Origin of the sequence: Streptomyces sp. NPDC020489, from assembly GCF_044386545.1 — a bacterium.
Lineage (GTDB): Bacteria > Actinomycetota > Actinomycetes > Streptomycetales > Streptomycetaceae > Streptomyces.
In genome coordinates, this window is the sequence record NZ_JBIRUZ010000002.1 from 381,400 (window position 1) to 403,438 (window position 22,039).

General features: G+C 72.9%; 9 protein-coding genes. 3 read left to right on the plus strand and 6 right to left on the minus strand.

The genetic code is table 11. The annotated features are described in order from the left end of the window. Position 1 precedes the first annotated feature (1 nt). The 4 genes from ACH41F_RS05490 to ACH41F_RS05505 form a co-directional block, all read right to left on the minus strand. Positions 2 to 12,769 (minus strand): SDR family NAD(P)-dependent oxidoreductase, encoded by a 12,768-nt coding sequence (locus ACH41F_RS05490; protein WP_398833180.1) that lies wholly within the window; start codon positions 12,767 to 12,769, stop codon positions 2 to 4. Positions 12,770 to 12,774: 5 nt separating this feature from the next. Beyond that, a complete protein-coding gene (gene fabD, locus ACH41F_RS05495) occupies positions 12,775 to 13,635 on the minus strand; it encodes an ACP S-malonyltransferase (RefSeq protein WP_398833183.1) in 861 nt (286 codons plus the stop codon). Between the two features lie 72 nt (positions 13,636 to 13,707). Continuing rightward, a complete protein-coding gene (locus ACH41F_RS05500; protein ID WP_391232264.1) occupies positions 13,708 to 15,837 on the minus strand; it encodes a PfaD family polyunsaturated fatty acid/polyketide biosynthesis protein in 2,130 nt (709 codons plus the stop codon). Next, entirely contained in the window at positions 15,834 to 16,352 is a 519-nt protein-coding gene (locus ACH41F_RS05505; protein WP_391232263.1) for a hypothetical protein, read from the minus strand. The genes ACH41F_RS05500 and ACH41F_RS05505 overlap by 4 nt, the downstream gene beginning before the upstream one ends. A 229-nt stretch (positions 16,353 to 16,581) precedes the next feature. Here ACH41F_RS05505 and ACH41F_RS05510 point away from each other — a divergent pair, with 229 nt between their 5' ends. After that, the gene (locus ACH41F_RS05510; protein WP_398833186.1) at positions 16,582 to 18,486 is read left to right on the plus strand and encodes a BTAD domain-containing putative transcriptional regulator; all 1,905 of its coding nucleotides are present in this window, start codon (positions 16,582 to 16,584) and stop codon (positions 18,484 to 18,486) included. 520 nt (positions 18,487 to 19,006) lie between these two features. Further along, positions 19,007 to 20,005, plus strand: a complete 999-nt coding sequence (locus ACH41F_RS05515) for a YdcF family protein (protein ID WP_398833188.1) — start codon at positions 19,007 to 19,009, stop codon at positions 20,003 to 20,005. A gap of 134 nt (positions 20,006 to 20,139) precedes the next feature. Here the strand turns inward: ACH41F_RS05515 and ACH41F_RS05520 are convergent, their stop codons facing one another. Continuing rightward, positions 20,140 to 20,826 carry a beta-glucanase gene (locus ACH41F_RS05520; RefSeq protein WP_398833191.1) on the minus strand — a complete coding sequence of 229 codons (687 nt, stop codon included), beginning with the start codon at positions 20,824 to 20,826 and terminating at the stop codon, positions 20,140 to 20,142. Between the two features lie 365 nt (positions 20,827 to 21,191). On the opposite strand from ACH41F_RS05520, the gene ACH41F_RS05525 reads away from it, so the two are divergent. After that, positions 21,192 to 21,557, plus strand: a complete 366-nt coding sequence (locus ACH41F_RS05525; RefSeq protein WP_398833193.1) for a DUF6083 domain-containing protein — start codon at positions 21,192 to 21,194, stop codon at positions 21,555 to 21,557. A 122-nt stretch (positions 21,558 to 21,679) separates the two neighbouring features. Here ACH41F_RS05525 and ACH41F_RS05530 read toward each other — a convergent pair whose 3' ends face one another. Next, on the minus strand, positions 21,680 to 22,018 hold the full coding sequence (locus tag ACH41F_RS05530) for a thioredoxin domain-containing protein (RefSeq protein WP_391232257.1): 339 nt from the start codon (positions 22,016 to 22,018) through the stop codon (positions 21,680 to 21,682). Between the last annotated feature and the right edge of the window lie 21 nt (positions 22,019 to 22,039).

Genomic DNA, 22,039 nt, shown 5'->3' on the forward strand with positions numbered 1-22,039 from the left:
GTCAGGTCAGCTCCTCGTGGAGTTCGAGCATGGGTCGGCGGACCGCACCGGAGGGCCGGGGGCGGGGTTCGGGCGGGCCGGCGTACGCGGGGACGTCGGCCGGGACCGGGGTTCGGGCCGCCGTGTCCGGCGCGGCCCGTGACGGAACGGACGGCACCGGCGGGACGGACGGCGTGGGCAGGCTGGGGTCCGGTTCCAGCGCGAGCAGCGTCCGCGCCGCCGGACGGGTCTCCGGCCGGTCGAGCCAGTGCCGGGTCCGGCGGTACGGGGCGGGCGGCAGCGGTGTGCGGCGGGGGTGGTAGCGCTCCCGCTCCTCGGGGAGCAGTTCGCGCAGCAGCACATGGGCGTTGGTGCCGCCGAACCCGAAGGCGCTCAGCCCCGCCCGTCGCACACCGCAGTCCGGTGTCCAGGGCTCGGCGGTGAGTGCCGGCCGGAACGGCGAGGTGTCGAAGGCGAAGCGGGGATTGGGCCGCTCGCAGTGCAGGGTGGGTGGGATGGTGCCGTGGACGAGCGAGAGCATGACCTTGTGCAGCCCGGCCATCCCGGCGGCCATCAGCAGATGGCCCATGTTGGACTTCACGCTGCCGACCGCGCAGTGGCCGACCGCGTCCGTCGTACGACGGAAGGCACGGGTGAGCGCCTGCAGTTCCATCGGGTCGCCGATCATGGTGCCGGTTCCGTGCGCCTCGACGTACGTCACCGTCTGCGCGCCGACTCCGGCCGCGGCCAGCGTCTCGGCGACCAGCTCCTCCTGGGCCTGGGGGTTGGGCGTGGTCAGCCCCATGGTGCGGCCGTCGTTGTTGAGCAGACAGGCCTCGATCACGGCGTGCACGCGGTCGCCGTCGGCGAGCGCCCGGTCCAGCGGTTTGAGCAGCACCGCCCCGACTCCCTCGCCCAGCACGATGCCATTGGCGGCGGCGTCGAAGACGTGGCAGGCGCCGTCCGGGGACAGCGCGCCGGATGCGCTGAGCTTGAGGAACGGTGTCTCGTCCAGCAGAAGATCACCGCCGCCGACCAGCGCCGCCTCGCAGTCACCGGCGGCCAGTGCGCGCAGGGCGAGCTGGAGCGCGGTCAGCGACGAGGAGCAGGCGCTGTCCACGGTGACGTGCGGGCCCCGCAGGTCGTACACGTGGGCGGCGTGGGCGGCGATGAAGTTCTGGTTCAGGCCGGTGACGGTGTTGCGGTGCGGAACGGCCACCCGGCTGCCGTAGGTGCTGGTGCCGGATCCCATGAAGAACGAGATCCGCCGCCCGGCCACGTCCGCGCGGGAGTAGCCGGCGTCGCGCAACGTCTGCTCGACCGTCTCCAGCGACAGCCGCACCAGCGGGTCCACATGGCTGGCGTCGGCCGGGTCGATCTCGAAGAACTCCGGGTCGAACTCCTCGATCCCGTCCAGGAAACCGCCCCACTTGCTGACGGTGCGCCCGGGCGTGTGCTGGGGGGACCACAGCCGGCGGTGGTCCCAGCGGGAGGCGGGCACCTCCGTGATGCCACTGCGGCCGTCCCGCAGCAGCTGCCAGAAGCTCTCCAGATCGGGCGCACCGGGGTAGCGGCCCGCGGCGCCGATGACGGCGACCAGGTCGGAACGTGTCTCGCGGGCGGGTGCGGCAGCCGCGGGCACCTCGGCGGCGTCCTTCCGCGGGTTCACGGTCACCCGCGTCTGCCCGGCCCCCGACTCCTCGCGCATCCAGCGGGCCGTGCCCGTGGGATGTTCGTCGCACAGATGCGCGGCGAGCTCGGCGCAGGTCGGGTACTCCAGCACCAGCGAAGGTGACAGCGACTCCCCGACGAGCTCCTCCAGCTGGGCCACGATGGCAGCCACCAGGATGGAGTCGACGCCGAGCCGGGTGAAGTGCGTGTCGGGGCCGATCCGTTCGACGGGCATCAGCAGGGCACGGGCCAGCAGTCGGGCGAGGGCCTCGGCGACGGCCGGCTGTGCGGCGCCGTCGGTGTCCGGCTCGGGCATGAATGCTTCCTCGGGTCCGGGGGCGGGATCGGATTCGGGCCATACGGCCGGGTCGACGGCGGCTGCCACGCAGTGGGAGCGGCCCGATGCCAGGGCGGCCTCCAGGAGATCAAGGCCCTGTTCGACGCTGTGCGGGGCGAAGCCGTGCTCCGCGTACCGAGGGCTGCGCACCTCGCCCATGCCGGCGCCGGCCCAGCTGCCCCAGGCCACGGAGAGGATCCGGGGGGAGCCGGAGTGCTGCTCGGCCACGGCGTCCAGCACCGCGTTGCCGGCGGCGTAGTCGGCGATTCCCACGGCCAGTTCCGGCAGGGCGGCCGACAGCGAGGAGTACAGGACGATCCACTCCGGTGCGTCCTCGCGCAGCTCGGTCAAAAGCGTCAGCGTCCCCTCCCCCTTGGGCCGCCAGGTGGCCCGTACGGAGTCCAGGTCCTTGTGGACGAAGGCGGGCGTGACGCGGTCGACGGACCCGGCGCAGTGCAACACCCCGCCCAGCGGCCCGAGTTCCTCCCGGACCCGGCCGAGGAAGGCCCGCAGACCGACCGCGTCCGTCAACTCGCCGGAATGCACCAGGAGTTGTACGCCCATGCGCTCCAGCTCAAGGAGTCCGGCGACGCGCGGGTCGGAGCTGTCCGCCGTCCAGGCGGGGCGCGGGGGCAGCGGGCGCAGGCCGAGCAGGGCCAGTCGCCGCGCACCGCGTTCGGCCAGCCGCCGGGCCGCGGCCATGCCGAGCCCACCGGTGCCCCCGGTGATCAGATAGCTCCGCAGCGGTTCGACCCGCACCGGCGCCGGCTCTGCCCGCTGGACCCGGATCAGCCGCGGCACAAGCCGCCGGCCCCCGCTCAACCGGATCTCGGACTCGCCTGCGGCCAGGGCCAGTTCGGTCGTCACCAGGGCGAGCAGGGCCTCACCGTGATCCGCGGGCGTGTCGCAGGTGAGCGTGGTGGCGGACACGTGGGAGTACTCGGCCCCCAGCGAGCGGACCAGGGTGGCCATGCGAGCGGCACCCCAGGGCGAGCCGCCCGTGGCGGAGGTGAGGTGCAGCAGCCGCAGCGGACGGCCCTCGGCCGACGCCACGAGGGCTTGCAGCAGCCCCACGCGCCCGAGTTGGCCGGTCAGGGCACTCGGTACGGCCGGGGCGGTCAGATCGGTCAGGTCCGCCACCACGTCGAGGCGTGGGTGCGCCGAGCGCAGCCGCTCGCCCAGGGACCGGCCCGCCACGCCGTCGTCCGGATCGAGTTCATGCTCGTCACGACCCAGCCGGGGCAGCGCGGAGCGCTCCCGTACGACGATCCACTCGACCGAGTCGGCACCGGGCAGGGCGGCGGTCACCGGCAGCGTGGTGCCACGGCCGAGCAACAGGACACACACCGGACGCGATCCGGTGGGCGCGGCGGGTACCGGCTGTACGGCTTCCCAGGAACGGCTCAACAAGGCGGGCTCGTACCGGACCGCGGTCGGCGCGCTCAACGGGTCAGCGCTTCCCGAGAGTTGGACGTCGTCCCGCTCGGGACGGCTGGTGCTCCGGTGCGGGAGTGCGGCCGCCGCGTCACCGGCGTCGGGCCGATCGGCGCGCCGGGGCGTGTCGCGAGTGTGGTCGGACCTCGCCCCGCCGGTGTCCGCGGCGCCTGGAGGGCCGTAGCGTCGACTGGTGGTGAACGGATACAGCGGGAAGCGGACACGCCGGCCGCCCTGCGGGAACAGCGCCGACCAGTCCACGCTGCCGCCCGCCGTCCACTCGCGCACCGCCTCTTCCAGGGGGCCCGGGAGTGACGTCCGCGCGGCGGACTCGCGTCCCGCGAGGAAGTCGGCGAGAAGCACGCGCAGTTCGGCTGTGTCGCGGCAGGCCAGCGCCAGCCGCCTGGGCAGTTCGGTGCGCCCGGTGCGGGAGGTGTGGGCGAGGTCTGCCAGCGGGGTGCCGTTGTCGGCGAGGAAGTCGTACAGGCGGGCCGCGTAGGCACGCAGCCGTTCGTCGTCCGTGGCCGACAGCGTGACGATCTGCGGGCCCTGATCGGCGGAAGGCGTGGCGGCGACGACCGGCGGCGCCTCCTCCACGACGGCGTGGGCGTTGGTGCCGCCGAAGCCGAAGGAGCTGACGCCCGCCCGCCGGGGCTGTGTGCCGCGCCGCTCCCAGGGTTCCGGAGCGGTGGCGAGCCGCAGGGTGCCGTCCGACAGGTCGATGTGCGGGTTGACCTCCTTCAGCAGGGGCGTGCCGGGCAGTGTGCGATGGCGCATGGCCTGCACCACGGCGATCAGCCCGGCCATGCCGGATGCCGACTCCAGGTGCCCGATGGCGGCCTTGACCGCGCCCAGCACGCAGCCGGCGGGCTCCGAGCCCGTACCGCCGAGGGCCATCCGCAGCCCCTCGATCTCGATCGGGTCGCCCAGCGCGGTGCCGGTGCCGTGCGTCTCGACGTACGCGAGCGAATGCCCGGGCACCCCGGCGTCCCGCAGCGCGGCGGTGACCACGTCCGCCTGGGCGGACGGGCGCGGCGCGGTCAACGAGTGCGCCCGGCCGCCGTGCCCGACGGCGATCCCGCGCAGGACGGCGTGCACGGGGTCACCGTCAGCCAGGGCCCGGGCCAGCGGTTTGAGGAGCACCGCCGCCACGCCCTCGCCCCGGACGTAGCCGTCGGCGGCCCGGTCGAACGTGTGGCAGCGTCCGGTCGGGGAGAGCATCCCGGCTCCGGTCAGCGACGCGAAGTACGTGGGCGAGAGCAGGACGTTGACGCCCCCGGCCAGAGCCAGGTCGCAGTCGCCCGAGCGGAGCGCGGTGACAGCGTGCTGCAAGGCCACCAGCGAGCTGGAGCAGGCGGTGTCGACCGCCTCGCTCGGGCCCCGCAGATCGAGTTGGTGGGAGACCCGGTTGGCGATGACGCTGTGCACGTTGCCGGTGGCGAGGTGGGGATGCGCGGTGTCGCCGCTGCGGGCGAGCAGCTCGGTGTAGTCGCTGAGGGTCGCCCCGGCATACACCCCCGTGCGGGAACCGGCCAGCGTCCGCGGATCGCGGCCGGAGTCCTCGATGGCATGCCAGCTCGCCTGGAGGAACAGCCGTTGCTGGGGGTCCATCAGGGCGGCCTCGCGCGGCGAGATCCCGAAGAACTCCGCGTCGAAGGCGTCCACGTCGGCGAGGAACCCACCCTGCGGTCCGGTCCCGTCCGCCCAGGCCCGCACCGGGCCGCCGACCCGCTCACCGGGCGTGTCCGCGGCGCCGGAGGTGACGCAGTCCCGTCCGGCGAGGAGGTTCGTCCAGAACGCGTCCACGTCCTCGGCCCCGGGGAAGCGTCCGGCCATGCCGATGACGGCGATGGGCTCCGCGCCGGTGTCAGCGGGCGGTTCCGGCGTACGGCTGGGGGCGTGGGACGCCGCCGCTGGGGGCACCGTCTCGGCGATCGGCTCCGCGCCGGTGACAACGGGGGGCTCTGGCGTACCGACGGCAGCAGGGGCCGCCGTCTCGACGACTCCGTGCGCCTGTGTCAGGTGCCGGCTCAACTCCCCGACCGTGGGGTGCTCGTAGACCGCCACCGGTGTCAGGGCCAGCCCGTACACCTCGTTGAGCCGGTTGACCAGCCGGACCGTCTGCACCGAATCCATGCCGACGTCCCCGAACCGGTCGTCGGGGCGGAGCACTTGGGCGGGCAGCTTGAGCAGGGCGCACACCTCGGCGGCGACCCGCTCGTGGACGGCTTCACCGGTCGCCCGCTCCCCCGCGGCCCGCGCGTCCACCTCGCCGCCGAGCGCGGCGCTGATGCGGGCTTGGTCGCCATGGCCGACCAGATACGCACCGGACTCGACCGTGAGCAGCTCGTCCAGGGCGCGCAGCGCCTGTTCGGTGGTGAGGGGCCGAAGACCTGTGGTGGCCGCGGTGAGCTCGATGACGTCCGGCGGCATGTGCATGCCTCCCTCCCGCCAGAGCGGCCAGGCGGCGGAGACGGTGCGCCCGTGCCGCAGGACGCGCCGGCGCAGCTGCTCGCGCTGTTCGGCGAAGGCGTCGAGGAAACGGTTGGCCGCCGCGTAGTCGCACTGCCCGGCGTTGCCGGTCCAGCCGACGAAGGACGACGTCAGCAGCAGGAAGTCCAGGTCGTCGGAGCTGGTGAGGCGGTCCAGGAGCAGGGTGCCGTCCGTCTTCGGCGCCAGGACCCGGCGCACGGACAGGGCTGTCTTGGCGGCCAGGGGGGCATCCTCCAGGACTCCCGCCGCGTGGACGATGCCGCGCAGACCACCGCCCAGTTCACGGGCACGGTCGAGGGCGGCGCGCAGGGAGTCCTCGTCGGTGATGTCGGCGCGCGCGTACTGGGCGCGTGCCCCCTGCCGTGTGAGGTCGGCCAGGAGCCGCTCGGTGTCGGTGGAAGCGGGTGAACGGCCGAGCAGGACGAGGGCATCGACGCGGTGCCGCTCGACCAGATGCCGGGCGATGAGCCGCCCCAGCCCTCCGGCCCCACCGGTGATCACGACGGCGCCCCTGCCCCCGGTGCCCTGGCGCGACGGCTGCCCGGCCACCGGTCGCACCGGCTCGGGCCGCGGTGTCCAGCGTCGCTCCCCGTCCAGCCGGACCTCGCGGTCCGCGCCCAGCGCCTCGGCCAACAGGCGGGACAGCGAAGGGAGTACGCCGTCGGCGACCTCGACCCGGCCCAGCCGCAACCTCACCCCTTCCAGAGCCAGGGACCGGCCCAGCGCGTCCAGTGCGACCACGGCCGGCTCACCCGGCCCGCACACCACGGCGTAGTCGACCGGTCGTCCAGTCCGCCCCGACCAGCGGGCGAGGGCGAGCGGCAGCTCGGCCGCCGCCTCCAGTGACAGCGGCGGTCCGCTGAACTGCCGCACATCCACCACGACGATCCGGTCCGCGCCGGGGTCCAGGAGCCCCTCCACGACGTCCGCGTCCGCCGCGCGCACCACCCGTACACCGGCCGGCAACCCGTCCGGAGCGGATTCCGGCACCTCTGCGCCGACCGTCACCACCAGCAGCCCGGCGTCGACGACCGGCACGGGCGCGGCACCGGCGAGAACCCACGCGGAGCGGTAGAGCACCGTCTCGTACCGGGACTCGCCGTCCCTCTCCCCCGCGGACCGGGGCCCACCGTCCCTCTCCCCCGCGGGCCGGTCCTCGTCGCTGCCGTTCACCCCGCCCGGCAGCAGTGACGCCGTGAGGCGGTCCGGCAACCAGTGCCGTACGGGAGCGAAGCGCGTCGGGGGCAGCGGTACTCGGCGGCGACCAGGCTCGGCGAGGTCGGCCCAGGGCAGCTCCGCGCCATGGACCCAGAGCCGGGCAGCCTGGGTCAGGTCCCCGGCACGCATCCGTTCCCGCAGGAAGGCCGCGCCCTGTTGGCCGGGCCCGAACAGGTCTCCGAGTCCCTGCTGTCCACCGAGCCGCCCGCTCACCAGGCCGGGCACGTCCTCGGGGCGCCCGGCGGCGACGAGTTCGAGGGCGGCATGGAACTGTGTGCGGTCCGCGGCGGGGAAGGCGATCCGTGCGTCCTGCGCGGGCCGGCCGACCTGGAGAGTGAAGGCGATGTCGGCGAGCCGGTGGTCCGGGGCGTCCAGAAGAGCGGCCCGCAGTCGGCCCGCGTAGTCCCGTACGTCCGCCTCGTCCCGGCCGGAGAGCACGACGAGGCTGGGTCCGGACGTGTGATCCGTGCCGACCGTACGCGAGGTCGGCGCCTCCTCCACCACCAGGTGGACGTTGACGCCTCCGGCGCCGAACGAGCTGAGTCCGGCCCGGAGCGGACCGCCGCGGCCCTGCCACGGCTCGGCGGCGCTCTGGAGGAGGAACGGGGTGCGGGCGAGGTCGAGGCGCGGGTTGACCGGGTCCGCGTGCAGCGTCGGTGCCAGGGTGCGGTGGCGCAACTGGAGCAGCACCTTGGTGAGTCCGGCCACGGCCGCGGCGGACTCCAGATGGCCGATGTTGCTCTTGATGCTGCCGATGCCGCACCAGGCGTCGGGCGCCGCCGGTGCGCCGAACGCCTCGGTCAGGGCGCGTACTTCGATGGGATCACCGAGCGCGGTGCCGGAGCCGTGCGCCTCCACGTAACCGATGGAACCCGGCTCGACACCCGCGGCGCGGTGCGCGCGGCGCACCAACTCGGCCTGGGCGGTGGGGCTGGGCACGGTGAAACCGTTGGTCCGCCCGTCGGAGCCCGCGACGGCCGCGCGGATCACGCCGTGCACGTGATCGCCGTCGGCCAGCGCCCGGTCGAGCCGCTTGAGCACCACGGCCCCGACCCCCTCGCCGAGTACGAAGCCGTCCGCCCCGGCGCCGAAGGCATGGCACCGGCCGGTGCGCGAGAGCATGCCCATCTGCGCGTACTGCACGTGCCGCGCCGGGTGCAGCACCAGGTTGACCCCGCCGGCGACGGCCGCGCCGACCTCACCGCGCCGTACCGCGCCGCAGGCCAGTTCCAAGGCGGTGCCGGAGGCGGAGCAGGCGGTGTCCACGGTCAGGCTCGGGCCGGTGAAGTCGAAGAGGTAGCTGACCCGGTTGGCGATCTGGTAGCCCTCCGCCCACGGGTAGGGGCTGTCACCCGTGAGCGCGCCCAGGGCGCTGAACAGGCCGTAGTCGTTGGCCATCGCGCCCACGTACACACCGGTGTCGCGGCCGATGCCGGCAGGTGTGTAACCCGCGTGCTGGAGGGCCTGATGGGCGGTCTCCAGGAACAACCGCTGGCGGGGGTCCATCAGTTCGGCCTCGGCGGGTGAGATGCCGAAGAAGAGGGAGTCGAACTCGTCGACACCGTCGATGAGCGCCGCCCAGCGCGAGTAGGTACGGCCGGGGCCGCCGTCCGGGTCGTGCAGGGCGGTGTGGTCCCAGCGCTCGGCCGGGACCTCGCCGACACAGTCCCGCCCGGCGAGGAGGTTGTGCCACAGCTCGTCGATGTCACGGGCACCGGGGTAGCGCCCGGCCAAACCGATGACCGCGATGGGGTCCTGGGCGTCGGGCGGTGGCGCCGGGTGCGCCGGGTGCGCCGCGACGGGCGTGGGGTACCGCGCATCGGTGTCGAAGGCGGGGGCAGGAGTGGGGTGTTCGTCGGCGTCCGCGAGGTCGGGGGCGGGAGTGGGGTGTTCACCGGCGGCCGTAGGGACGGGAGTCGGGTGCGCGCCGGAGCCCATGAGGTCGGGGACGGAAGTGGGGTGTGCACCCGCGGCGGGGCCGGGAACGGGCGCCTGGTGCTCGCCGGTGTCCGCGGGGTCGGGGTGTCGCCGGGCGGCCAGGGTGTCGGCGAGCGCGCCGAGAGTGCGGTGCTCGTACAGCAGCGTGGCCGGCAGTTCGCCGTACCACCGCTCCAGCGCGACCGTGGCGTCCACGACGGCCAGGGAGGAGGGCCGTAGTCGCTCGACCGTGGTCTCGGCGTCCAGGGTCGCGGCCGGCACGCCGAGGGTGCGGGAGAGCACCTCCACGATCCGGGCGAGCGCCGTGCCGCGTCCGCCCGCGCCGGACGGCTCGGTCGAGCCGGTCGGGGCAGGTGCGTCGGCGGCAGCGACCGGTGCGTCCGAGGCCGGGCCCGCCGCCTGTTCGGCGATCTCCACGAGCGCGGAGTGCCCGGGGCGCGCCGACTGCCGTACGGGGGTGGCCTGTTGCTGCTCCTGGGGCTCCTCCGCCAAGGAATCGGGCCTGAACGTCACGGCGGCGGCCGCCTCGATGGGCAGCTCGTACACCACCGCTCCGTCGGTCTCCTCGCGTACCGGGTCACCGGCCACCGAGTCCAGGAACCGCCGTGCGGGCGCGTTGCGTTCGGACGGCCGGTGCACGACGCGCAGGACCGCGCACGCGTCGCGGACCTCCTCGGCCAGGTGGGCCAGGAAGGCGTGCTCGACGCCCTTGCCCAGCACCCGGCAGCTCATCAGGAACGTCTCCAGGACGGCCGCCTCGCCTGCGGTGCGCAGCAGGGCCGCGCCGACCACGCCGTAGTCGCCGAACCGGTCGGAGACCCGTACGGTGCGGCAGCGCAGCGAGGAGTCGTCCGCGAGCAGGGCGCGCAGTTCGGACACCTGTCGCCGGATCGGCGCGATGGTGAACTGGTTGGTGCGCTGGGTGAGTTGGGCGACCCTCGTGAGCGCGTCGCCCGCCGCCTCACGGACCTCGATGCGCAGGTCCAGGTCGCGGATGAAGTCGGCGAGCGTGGCGGAGGACGCGCGTAGCTCCCGGCGTCGGCCCGCCATCTCGTAGAACGTGGCGCGACCGCGGTCCTCGGCGGTGACCTGGAGCCGGTCGAAGGCCCAGACGCGGTCCAGGAACGCGGGCAGGGCGGCGGGGTCGGCCGGGCAGGTGAGGGCGAGCACCTGCGGGCAGGCGGCGCGCAGGGCGGCGATCTCGACGGGGTTGTCGTCGATCATCACGAACGAGTCGAGGCCGAGGTCGAGTTCTCGGGCGAGGCTCACGAGGTTGGCGGACTTGGGTTCCCAGTCGACGCGGCGCGCCGTCAGGTGCTCCTCGCCCAGGGGCATGTCCTCGCGCAGCCGCAGCACCTCGGCGACGTCGCGCGCCTCGTTCTTGCTGGCCAGGCAGAGCAGCACTCCGCGGGCACGCAACTCCAGGGCCCACTCGTGCAGTCGGCGGTGTCCGGGCTCGACCGTGACGCCGTGCGGGCCGTCCTCGGCCAGCACACCGCGCCACAGCGTGTTGTCGCAGTCCAGCACCAGCACCTTGGCGGCGGGGACGAGCGCGGCACGGGTGACACGGGCGGCGGCGGTGGCGAGGGCGGCGTATCCGGCGGCGGTGTAGGGGATGTGTGCCATGCGCAGCCGTCCGGGGTCGTGCAGTGCGGCGAGGGCGGGGCCGCCGCCACGCCACTCGTCGGCGTCGAGTAGATGCGCTCCCGCGACCGGCGCGAGGGCCTCGGCGAGCCGGGTGCGCAGCGGCGCCGTCGCCGCGGCGTCCGCCTCCGGGGCGTCGGGGCACAGCAGGACCAGCAGCGGTACGGCGGACCGCGCGCACAGTCCGGCCGCGGCGCGGGCGAACTCGTCGACGGTCCGCGCGGCGTCGTCGCCGAGCCAGTCCTCGACGCGCAGCAGGATCAGGTTGCAGCCGGCCCGGTTGCGGCCCATGTCGCCGGCCGGGTCGAGGAGTTGCTGGAAGACCTGGCCGTAGTCGGCGAACACGGGCTCCAGGCCGAGGTCCAGGCGCGTTGTCCAGGAGCGCAGGTCCTCGTGCAGCGGGTCGGTCGTGAAGGTGGCGGCGACGACCAGGCGCCCGGTGCTCTCCTGGGGCGCCTCCTCGGTACCGGGGGTGTCGAAGTGGTCGACGACGGCGACCTGTCCCCGTTCGGACGCGGTGCCGAGCCGGGCGATCACCGTCGCGGCGACCTGCTCGGTGGTCAGGGCGGGCTCGGCGTCGAGGACGGAGTCGGAGAAGGCGGTGGGCATCCGCCCCGGGCGCAGGACCGTGCAGGCCAGCTCGGGGTGTTCGGCCGCGGCGGCCCGTACCAGGCCCTCCAGGGCCAGCTTGGCGCTCACGTAGTGCGACCAGCCGGGTGGCGGTGAGTCCACCCAGGCGGTGGACACGGCGACCAGGTGCCCGGCGTGCGTGGCGAGCGCGGGCAGGAGCGCCGCGAGGGGCGCCCTGGCCAGTTGCAGGGCGTCGCGCAGGTAGTCGGCGGCGCGCTCGTCGGTCTCTGGTTCCAGGGCGAGGGAGGTGACCGGCGGGAAGGCGTTGAGGATCAGTACGTCCAGGTGCCCGTGGGCGCCGAGGATACGGTCGCGGGCGGTCTCGGCCCAGGCGGGATCGGCGGCGTCGCCGGGCAGCAGGTGCACGCGGTCGGCCGCGTCGCCGAGGTCGGCACGGACCTGGGCGGCGTCGTCGGCGCTGCGCCGGTGTCCCAGGTAGACGGTGTATCCGGCCAGGGCGAGGGCCTGCGTGAGGCTGGCGCCGAGACCCCGGCTGCCGCCGACCACCAGTGCCGTGCGGGCGGCGCCGGGTTCGCCTGCCGGGATCAGTTCGCGCAGCCGGCCCACGTCGGACCGCGGGGCCGTACGCCGCGCAAGGGCGCGCACTTCCACACGGCCGAGTCCGGGCAGCGTGCCGGCCAGGTCGATCAGTCCGTAGCGGGCGTCGGCCGAGGCGACCTCCCACTCCCCACCGTCCCGGCTGTCTCCGCTGTCCTTGCTGCCCCGGCCGTCCTCGGCGTCCCGACCATCCCCGCCGTCCCGGCTGTCCCGGCTGTCTCCGCTGTCCCTGCTGCCCCGGCCGTCCGCGGCGTCGTAGTGGACGGTGAGGCCGGACACCAGCGCGTCCCGGCCGGGGAGTTCCATGCCCGCCAGGTAGCTGGCCCAGCCCAGCGGCAGGGCCTGGCGGACGGAGATTCCGGCGGCGTGGGCGCCGATGTCACTCAGCAGTTCCCGCCACAGGTTGGCGGCCGCCGGGCAGCCGGCACGGTACCGCCGACCGGGTCGGGCCCGGTCGGCGGTCACGGTCGCGGCGGTCGCCCGGCGGGGGCCGGGGACGTCCGCCGGAGCGTCCGCCGTGGTGCGGCCGGCCGTCGCGGTGACGGTGAGGTCGAGCAGCAGTCTGCTGCCGTCCATGACCCGTACGCGAAAGCCGTCCTCGGTGCGTTCGAGCGTGCGCCGGTAGGACTGGCCCGGGTAGGCGGGCGCGTGGAACCGGGCGGCGATCCCGGTCAGGCGACGGGGGGTGCGCCGGGCGGGCAGGGCCGCGAGGGCGTGCAGGGTCACCAGCGCGCCGTGCGCGATGGGGCGGCCGAAGGAGGTGCGGGCGGCGTACTCGGCGTCCGTGTGCAGGGGGTTGGCGTCACCGCTCGCGGCGGCGAAGCGCCGGATGTCCTCTTCGGTGATGCGGAACTCGCTCGACGACACCTCGGTCACCTCTCCGCGCCGACCGGCGCCGCGTCACGGATCTTCTCGACCAGCCCGGTGAGCACCTGGCCGGGGCCCACCTCGCGCAGCTGCGGCGCCGGCAGCGACAGCAGGTAGCGCACCGACTCGGTCCACCGCACCGGCGAGGTGAGCTGCCGTTTCAGCTCGCTCGTCAGCTGGTCGTCGGTGTGCGGCCGGGCGGTGGTGTTGGCGACGACCGGAATGCGCAGGGGGGCGAGGCGGTACCCGCTCAGGACCCGCCCGAACTCCTCGGCGGCCGCTGCCATGTGACGGGAATGGAACGCCCCGCTGACCCTGAGCGGGATCACGGCTTCGGCATGGGTGCGCAGAGCGCGGCTCGCATCCCGGACCGCGCCCTCGGCGCCCGAGACGACGATCTGGGTGGGGGCGTTGAGATTGGCGATGTCGACCTCGGGGTGCGCGGCGAGCACGTCACGCACCTGCTCCTCGGACAGTCCGATCACGGCCGCCATCGCACCCGGCCCTACCTTGGCCATGGCTTCGGCGCGGTGCCGCACCACCTCCAGGCCGGTCAGGAAGTCGTAGGCACCGGCCGCGAACAGGGCGACGAACTCGCCCAGGCTGTGCCCGGCCACGAGATCGGGCACCTCGCCGCTCTCCCGCACCAGGTCCAGGTAGCCCAGCGCGCCCACGACGTAGAGCGAACACTGGGTGTAGCGGGTGTCGGCCAGTTTGTCCGCCGGCGCCTCCAGGCAGAGTTCCTCGATCGAGTAGCCGAGCAGCGCGTCCGCGCGCCTCACCAGGTGGGGGTAGCGAGGGAACAGCTCGCGTCCCATGCCCTGCCGGTGGGCGCCCTGGCCGGGGAAGAGGTGGACAAGGGTCATGAGGGGTCCCTCCGAGAAGAGGTAGGCGCGGGTGGGGCGCGCGGGGCCGGACGGACGGCGGGGCCGGTTTCTTCAGGCGCGGACCAGTGCCGCCAGCCGGGCCCGCAGCAGGCGGGCGGCCTCCGTCATCAGCAGGTCGGCGAGGATGTCGGGATGGCGGGCGCGCCAGTTCTCCAGCTCGGTGCCGGCGAGATAGCCGTTGAGGGCGCCCATGGCCGGACCGCAGGCCACCTGGTAGTCGACCCGCCGGTCGCTGCTGCCGGACATGGCGAGCCGGGTGGACTGCACGAAGTACCACTTGAAGACGAGCGCCATACGGTGCTTGGGGTCGGCGTCCGCGCGCGCGAGTTCCGCCGGGTCACGCGTGGCGTAGTAGGCGGCGGTCTCCTGCCAGATCTCCTCGAAGCGCCGCCGGAAGATACGTTCTTGCAGCTGGCGGCGGGTGGGCGCGTCGATGGCGTCCAGGGAGTCGTAGCGCCGGTAGAGGTCGTAGAGCTTGTTGGCGCGGGCGGGGAAGAAGAGCCCCTTGCCGAGCACCTGGGCGCGGGCACCGATCTCCAGCATGTCGCCTGCCGGGACCATCATGGTGTCCTGGACCCCGGCCGACTGGAGCAGGTCCTTGACGTCGTCGGCGGTGCCGGCCTCCGGGGTGCACTGGTTGATGCTGCCCGTCAGCACGAAGTCGGCGCCCAGCAGAAAGGCCGCCGCGATCGCCTCGGGAGTGCCGAGGCCGCCCGCCGCGCCGACGCACACGGAATGCCCGACGCCCGCGGCCGTGTCGCGCAGCCGGACGATCTCCGGGAGCACGGTGATCAACTGCCGCTGGTCGGTGTGCCCCCCGGAATCCGCCTCCACGCACAGGTCGTCCGCCATCGGTAGGTACGGCGCCAGCGCGGCCTCCTCCGCACGCAGCGCACCACTGTCCAGGAGAGCGGCCACCAGGTGGGCCGGGGCAGGTCCGAGGAAGGCCCGGGCGGACTCGGGGCGCGAGACCTTGCCGAGCACACTGTTCGGCGCGGCCACGGAGCCGTCGTCGCGCCGCCGCACGCCCGTGAGGCGGTAGCGGACCAGGGCCGCGCTGGGCTGGAGGAAAGCGGCGGCCTCCACCCGCCGGACGCCGCGGGCGAGAAAGAGGTCGACCGCCTGCTCCTCCCGGCGCGGATGGTCCGGGTGGGCCAGCAGGTTCATGCCGAACGGGCCGTCCGCTCCGACCTCGGCGCGAATGCGGGTGATGGCCTCGTCGATCTGCTCGGGGCGCAGCCCACCGGTGCCGAAGTAGCCCAGCAGCCCCGACCGGCCCATTCTCGCGACCAGCGCGGCGGAGGCGATCCCCTTGTACATCGAACCGCTGACATAGGCGAGGCGTACACCGTGACGACGGCGGAACGCGGCGCTGCCGAGCGCCTCGCCGTCGGCCTGCCGTACGCCCGTGGGTGCGAACCCGTCCAGGGTGGTCATCTCGCGCGTACTCCTCGGATAGGTGCGGCCGCGGGGGCGCGGCCCGCGTACGCAGAGCGCGGCGCGCAGCCCCACGGGGGCGTCAAGGCGGTGGCACGTCCACAGATGCGGCTCGCGTACGGAGGCCGTCGGGCGCAGCACGGGGCGCCCGTCCCGCCAGGTGAAGTCCACGTCCCCGAACGGCAGACGCAGTCCGATGCCCATGGCCTTGGCGAGGGCTTCCTTCAGCGTCCACAGCTGTACGAAGGCGGGATACCGGTCCGGGCCCGGCAGCGCTGACAGCGTTGTCCACTCGGCAGGTGTCAGGCAACTGCGCAGCAGGGAGCGGTCGTCGTCCGCGAGCCGTTCGATGTCCACCCCGACCGGCCTGCCCGTGGAGATCGCGACGAGAGCGACACCCGCCGAGTGCGAGAGGCTGAACTCCCGGCTGTCGCCGAAGTGTTCGGCGATACGAGGCTTGCCGTACCGGTCCTGGGTGAAGTCCCAGTCCCCGGGCGGCACCGACGTCCCCTCGGACAACGCGTGCCGCAGCAGCCAGTGGGCGCGGACGAACTCGTCCCGGTCGGCGGACCGCAGGAACCCTTCGGCGCGTTGCCGCTCCTGGGGGGCGAGCACCCGCAGGCGGTCCTGGCGGACGGCGTCCCCCTCGCCCGGTACGGGCCGGGCGAGGTGCAGCACGATGTCCGGTTCGGGCGAGGCCGGCTGCTGGACCGCCCGGTTCCGGGCGTCGGTGGCCGCGATCACCCGCCCTGGGCGGCGGCCTTCTCGCGCTCCGCGTAGGTCGTCACGACTTGGGGGATCTCTCGGGCGATGAAGCCGAACAGATGCTGGGTGCGGTCGAGCCGCTGCCGGCGCTCGGGGTCCTCGTCCTTGAGGATCTCCTGCGCGTCGCGCAGGATGCGGTCGAACTCCGGGATGTTCGCGAAGACGTTGAGAACGGCGTTGGGCCAGGACTCGTCGTTCATGTGCAGGGCGTACTCGTCGGTGCCCGGGATGTCCCTGCGCAGGACCACGCGGGCCGGGACGAGCTGGTCGGCGACACGGTCGATGGCCGCACGCGTGGTGCCGAGCCGGGCGATGAGTTCCGCGGTGGTCTGCTCCACCGGGTCGCTGATCATGAGCCAGCCGATGACATGGCCGCGTTCGTGCGGCATGCCGTCGTTGCGCCAGTAGTAGTCGGCGACGCCCTCGACGATGATGCGCTCGGCCGCGCTGAGACCGGCCAGTGCGGCACTGGCTTCGTTCGCATCGGTTCCCATAGGTATCCCCCATCCCTTCGGGCGGTGGCCCGTGTCAGGCAGCACTGGTTTGCAGTGGGTGTGCCACATCATGTCCGACCGGTCTGGAACGAACCTGACAGAAATCTGCAATGGCTGATCACATGCCCTGCACGCCCTGTAGAGGCCAGTGCCTCCTACCGTGACGACTCGGTCACGTGTTCTGATGAGCGCGGTGATGCAGTCCCCCACAACTGACGAAGGAACGGCTGTGTCCGCTGACTTCAACTTTCGCCTGCTAGGAGCCATAACCGCACGCCAGGGGGTTCGTCACATCAGACTCGGCCCCGCGAAACAGCAGTGCGTACTGGCCGCCCTCCTCATCGACGCCAACCGCGTCATCCCGGTCGACGCCCTCCTCGACCGGGTCTGGCACGACACACCCCCCGCCACGGGCCGCGCGGTCCTCTACAGCTATGTCGCACGGATCCGCCGATTACTGCCCCGTATTTCAGCCGAGCCCGAGGGGCCGGCCATCGTCCACTCCGCGGGCGGCTACATGGCCCAGGTCTCCCCCTCCCATGTCGACCTGCACCGCTTCCGCGGGCTCGTCGCCTCCGCCCGCGCGATCGCCACGTCCGAACCGGCGCTCGCCGCCGAGCGCTACCGCGCCGCGCTGGGTCTGTGGCAGGGCGAGCCCCTGCTCGGCCTCACGGGCCCCTGGGTGGAAGCGGTGCGCGAGACCCTCACCCGCGAACGGACCGCCGCACTGACGGAATGCCACGCGTCCGAGCTACGGGCCGGTCGGCACGTCACGCTCCTGCCGGAGCTGGAGGCCATTGCCACCGAACGCCCCTACGACGAGGCCTCACTGCGCCACCTGATGACGGCCCTGCACCGGTGCGGCCGCGGCGCCGAAGCCGTCGCCCGCTACAACCACACCCGCCGGCTCCTCGCCGACGAACTCGGACTCGACCCCAGCCCGGCCACGCAGGAGTTGTACCAGGAACTGCTCCGCTCAACTCCCTTGGCGAGCCCCGCTCCGGAACCCCCGACCCCCCTCACCGAAGCCGCTTCGGGGATTCCGGCGGTCGCCCGCCCGGCCCAGCTGCCCCCGGCCTGCCCCACGTTCACCGGCCGTTCCCCAGAACTGCGCGTTCTGGACGCCGTATTGACGAACAGATCCAGCCAGAGACGGACCCTGATCCTGGAAGGACTGGCGGGCGTCGGCAAGTCCGCACTCGCCCTGCACTGGTCGCACCGTTCCCGAGCGGAGTTCCCGGACGGCGAGTTGTACGTCGACCTGCACGGCAGCGGCTCGCAGCCCCCGCTCGACCCCGCGACCGCGCTCGCCCGCTGTCTGCGGCAGCTCGGCATCTCCGTCACCCCACACCCGGGCGACTGGGACGAACTGTCCGCGCTGTGGCGGTCGGTCGTGGCGGAGCGGCGCCTGCTCCTCCTGCTCGACGACGCCGCCGACGCGGAACAGGTGGAACCCCTGCTGCCGGCCGGACGCGGATGCGCCACCTTGATCACCAGCCGCCGACGCCTGGACCGTCTCGTGGTCCACCACCACGCCCAACGGCTGACGGTGCCCGCCCTCACCGGCCCGGAGTCCACCGAACTGCTCAAGCTGCTCCTCGGCCCGTCCCGTACTCGGGCGGAGCCGGAGGCCGCCGCCCGGCTGACGGAGGCGTGCGGAGGGCTGCCGTTCGCCCTTCAGGTACTCGCCGCCCGACTGCAACTGCGCCCAGAAGCCTCCCTGGCCACCGCGTCCCGGCAACTCGACACGTGTTCACCGCTGAACGTACTGCGCACCGACTCGTCCGACACCCTCTCGGTCCGCGCCCTGCTCGACTCATCCTTCGCGCACCTGCCCGGCGACGCGCAGCGCCTCTTCCCCTACCTGGCCTCTGTCCCCACCCCCTCCTTCCGCGCGGAGCACTTCGCCGCGCACGCTCGCTGCACCCCGGCGCAGGCGGAGCGCGCGCTGGCCGCCCTCGCCCGGGAGCACCTGCTGGCCGAGGACGGCCCACAGGAGTACGTCGTGCACCACCTGGTCCGCCTCTACGCCGCGGAACACCACACCCGACCGACCCGCCCCTCCCCGTCACCGCAGCCCGACCCTCGGTCGATGGCCTGCGCGAACGCCTGCACGGCACCGCCGGCCACTTGACCCACACGCACACGCCGCTCGAATACCGTCGGGCCACCGGGGTAGCGGTCAGTCCGATGACACAAGCGGCACGGGCCCCGGACCGCACACCGCCGACGGAACCACCCAGTCGTACCCTCCATAAGAACGGCCGCTGCGCGGGTCACGGAGTGAGAGACCACTGATGGAAACCACACGACAGAAGCCCGCATGGGCGAAGGCTGCCCTCTTGGTCACACTGTGCCTCACACTGCTTCTCAATCTGGCAGAGGCACTGTGGGATCCCGACGGACAGCCATGGCTCGTCCTGCGTATGGCTATGTCGGTCTTGTTCGCTTTCGCCCTCGCGGGATACGTAACCGTGTGGTTTCGGCAGCGCCGCAGCGACACTGCCGGGTGACCTTCCACAGAGACCAGGCCATGAAGTCGCCCGCGTTCGGCGGACCACAGCAGGTCTGGGAGGATGGCCGGCAGCTGTCCGTACCGGGTCCGGGAAGTGCGGACGACGAGAGGCGGGCGGAAGAGCGGAGCGGTGCGGCACATGCTGGAGTACCCGGAGTACCTCGCCGCGGCCGTGTTCGCCGTCGGCGGCGGCGTCAACGCCCTGCTGGCACCGCACCGGTTCTCCACCGCCGTCCTGTTCTGCCTCGCGGTGACCTCTGGCGGACTCGGCGTGGCCGTTCGCAGCGCGGCCGCCCACCCGACCGTCGCCACCGTCCTTGCCGTCACCGCCCTGCTCCTGGGGCTCGCGCTGGGCCTGCTGCTGCTGGCCGACGGCGTCCTCCTGGTCCGGCGCTACGGACCGCAGGCAGCCCTGTTGGCGGCCGGGGCCGCCGGCTGCGCGGTGCTGGCGGTGCTCGGCCTCGACGTGGTCTTCCACGCGGTGGGCGGCGAGGCGCTAGGTGCCCTCGTGATCGCGGTGAACGCGGCGGCGGGATATCTCTCCCTGCTCTTCCTCGTCTTCGCCGGTTACGTGTTCGTCCGGGGCCGTAGCACCCCCCTGCCGGAAACCACCCACGTCGTCGTCCTGGGCGCCGGGCTCAACGGCGACCGGCCCGGCCCGTTGCTGACACGCAGGCTGGAGCGCGCCCTCGCGATCGACGCCGCCCACGCACCGGACACGTCGCAAGTGGTGTTCGTCGTGTCGGGCGGTCAAGGCAGCGACGAGGTCCGCTCCGAGGCGGACGCGATGGCCGACTATCTGCGCGGACGCGGGGTGCCCGCCGACCGGATCGTGCGGGAAGACCGTTCCGTCAACACCGGGCAGAACCTCCGCTTCAGCGCGGCCCTGGTGGACGGCACCACACCCGACCAGCGTGCCACGGTCGTCACCAGCGGCTTCCACGTCTACCGCACGAGCCTGCTGGCCCGCCGCGTCGGCGTGCCCGTGCACGTCGTGGGTGCGCCGACCTCCCCCGCCTACTGGCTGGCCGCGACCCTGCGCGAATTCGCCGCCATCCTGTGGCTGGACCGCCTCCCCCTGATCGGACTCAGCCTGCTGCTGGCCGTGCCCGTGGCGACGGCGGTCTTCGAGCGCTGACCTCGCAAAGGCCCTGCCGCAGGCAAAGCGCGGTTGACGTTGGCTAGGCTGCCCGACCGGTGCGCGCAGCCCGCTGCACCGGGCGCGCGCGGCTGACGATCTCGACAGGTCTCCCGCGACGAGGCGCCCACGGGTCAGTCCCCCTCCGCCGGGTCGTCCGAGACACCCCCGAACGGCCGGGTGACCACGAGACGGCGCACCTCGAAGGACATCTCGGTGGTCTCGGGTTCGGGGGCGGGGTGGTAACGGCCCGCGCACACCGACAGGTTGACGATGAGGTAGGCCTGCCAGTCGGATCCCACGCCGCGTCCGTCGGCGAAAATCCGCTCGCCGTCGAGGGTCCACACCACGCTGCGTCGGCCGAAGGTCACGCCCACGTCCAGGACGGCGCCCGGACGCACCGCGTCGTGGCGGACGTAACTCTGGCTCTGCCGTACGTGGTTGGTCAGTTCCAGAAGGTCAGGGTTGTCAGGGTGGTACTCGAAGACGTCGACCTCGTTGCCGCCGTCCCGCCAGGTCCAGATGGCGGGCCAGGCACCCAGCCGGGTAGGGAGCCGTACGGTGGCGTCCAGGTGGTCCCCGGTGGCCACCATGAACCCCTCGGAACTCTCCTCCGTAGTCAGCAACCCCGCGTCCCACAAGCCGTCCGCCCTGCGCCGGGCCCTGAACGTCCCCGTCCGGGAATAGGCGGGGTCGACCGTGAGGTGATCGAGTTTGTTGTCGCCCGGATTCGTGGGCCCTCCGTCCGGATAGGCCCAGGAGCGGCCCGCGACCCATTGTCGTTCCGAGGAGAAATCGGCACTGAACGCAACGGCTGTCACCTGCGCTCTCCTTGCTGTCAGCCACAACCCCGCCCCCGTTGCATCTCCTCACCCGCCCGCCCTCATGCGCCATCTGCCCACACCCGACGTGCAATTCAGCCTCCCGGGTGACAACACCGATAAGCGGGTCTGACAGGTGATCACGGTCGTCGTGAGTGCGACACAGCCGCGCAACTCGATCGACAGGGCTCCATTTCGACCTCACCGGCGAGAAGTCACCAAACGAGGCCGAATCGCCACCTACTGCGATCCGGCCAGATTCACTCACACTCGAACACATGGGGGCATTAAGGGATCAAGAGTTGTTATGCGATCGCTGCGGGGAGACAAACCCGACAGTGCGCGATCGAGGGCGGATCGACCTCATGGCGAGACTCTGTGAGCGGTGCTGGAACATCCTCGCGAACGAGATGGCCGAAGCCGACGGCGCCACAGCCGCACCAAGACCTGAGCCTGACCCCGACGACACGTCATGGATCGAGCCGCCCATCTGCCCCGAGTGCGGAGCATCGGTCCGCGTGTACCCGACCAACTACGACCGCTGGGTGAGCCTCAGTACGGTCGAACTGCCCGCCAAGGACGTCCCGGAGCCCTTCAGGTGGCGACTGACGAAGCTGCCGGGCCCTTCCCTCATCGCCACCGACATCGTCGCTGTGCGGGTCCGCGGACTCGATCCGGCACCTGGTGAGCCCGTCGTACCGGCGCACCACGTCATGTGCGTGCCCGACTAGAACGGGGTCCAGATAGGTGCGCGGCAGGTCCACAGACCGCGTGCTTCGTCTGCCGGCGCGGGAGGCGGACCAGGAAGTGGCCGACGTGAGCGGTGGCAAAGAACGCGAGCCGCAGCGGCCACTCAGAGGTGGCCGTCCAGGAACGTCCGTAGCTCGGCGGTGGTCATGGGCCCTGTGCCGTGCGCCACCGCCTCTCCGTCCTTCAGAAGGACGTAGGAGGGGGCTCCGGTGACCCCGTATCGCGTGGTTGCGGCCGGACACCGCGTGATGTCGGTGCGGACGGTCGTCAGGCGGCCCGCGTAGTGATCGGCGAGGTCACCCACGACGAGGTCCATCACCCGGCAGGGCTCGATCGCCTTGGGCCATGTCCCGGTGAAGTACGCGAGGACCGGGACCGCGCTCATCCCGAGGATGAAGTCGAACTCCGCGTCCTCACGGGGCCGGTGAACCGGCTTCGCCATGGAAGCTCCTGACCTCGCGTT

Coding starts and splice junctions, on each gene's coding strand:
- ACH41F_RS05505 (WP_391232263.1), bottom strand. CDS start 16,352: ATGGGAACCGATGCGAACGAAGCCAGTGCCGCACTGGCCGGTCTCAGC.
- ACH41F_RS05530 (WP_391232257.1), bottom strand. CDS start 22,018: ATGGCGAAGCCGGTTCACCGGCCCCGTGAGGACGCGGAGTTCGACTTC.
- ACH41F_RS05515 (WP_398833188.1), top strand. CDS start 19,007: ATGCTGGAGTACCCGGAGTACCTCGCCGCGGCCGTGTTCGCCGTCGGC.
- fabD (WP_398833183.1), bottom strand. CDS start 13,635: ATGACCCTTGTCCACCTCTTCCCCGGCCAGGGCGCCCACCGGCAGGGC.
- ACH41F_RS05525 (WP_398833193.1), top strand. CDS start 21,192: ATGGCGAGACTCTGTGAGCGGTGCTGGAACATCCTCGCGAACGAGATG.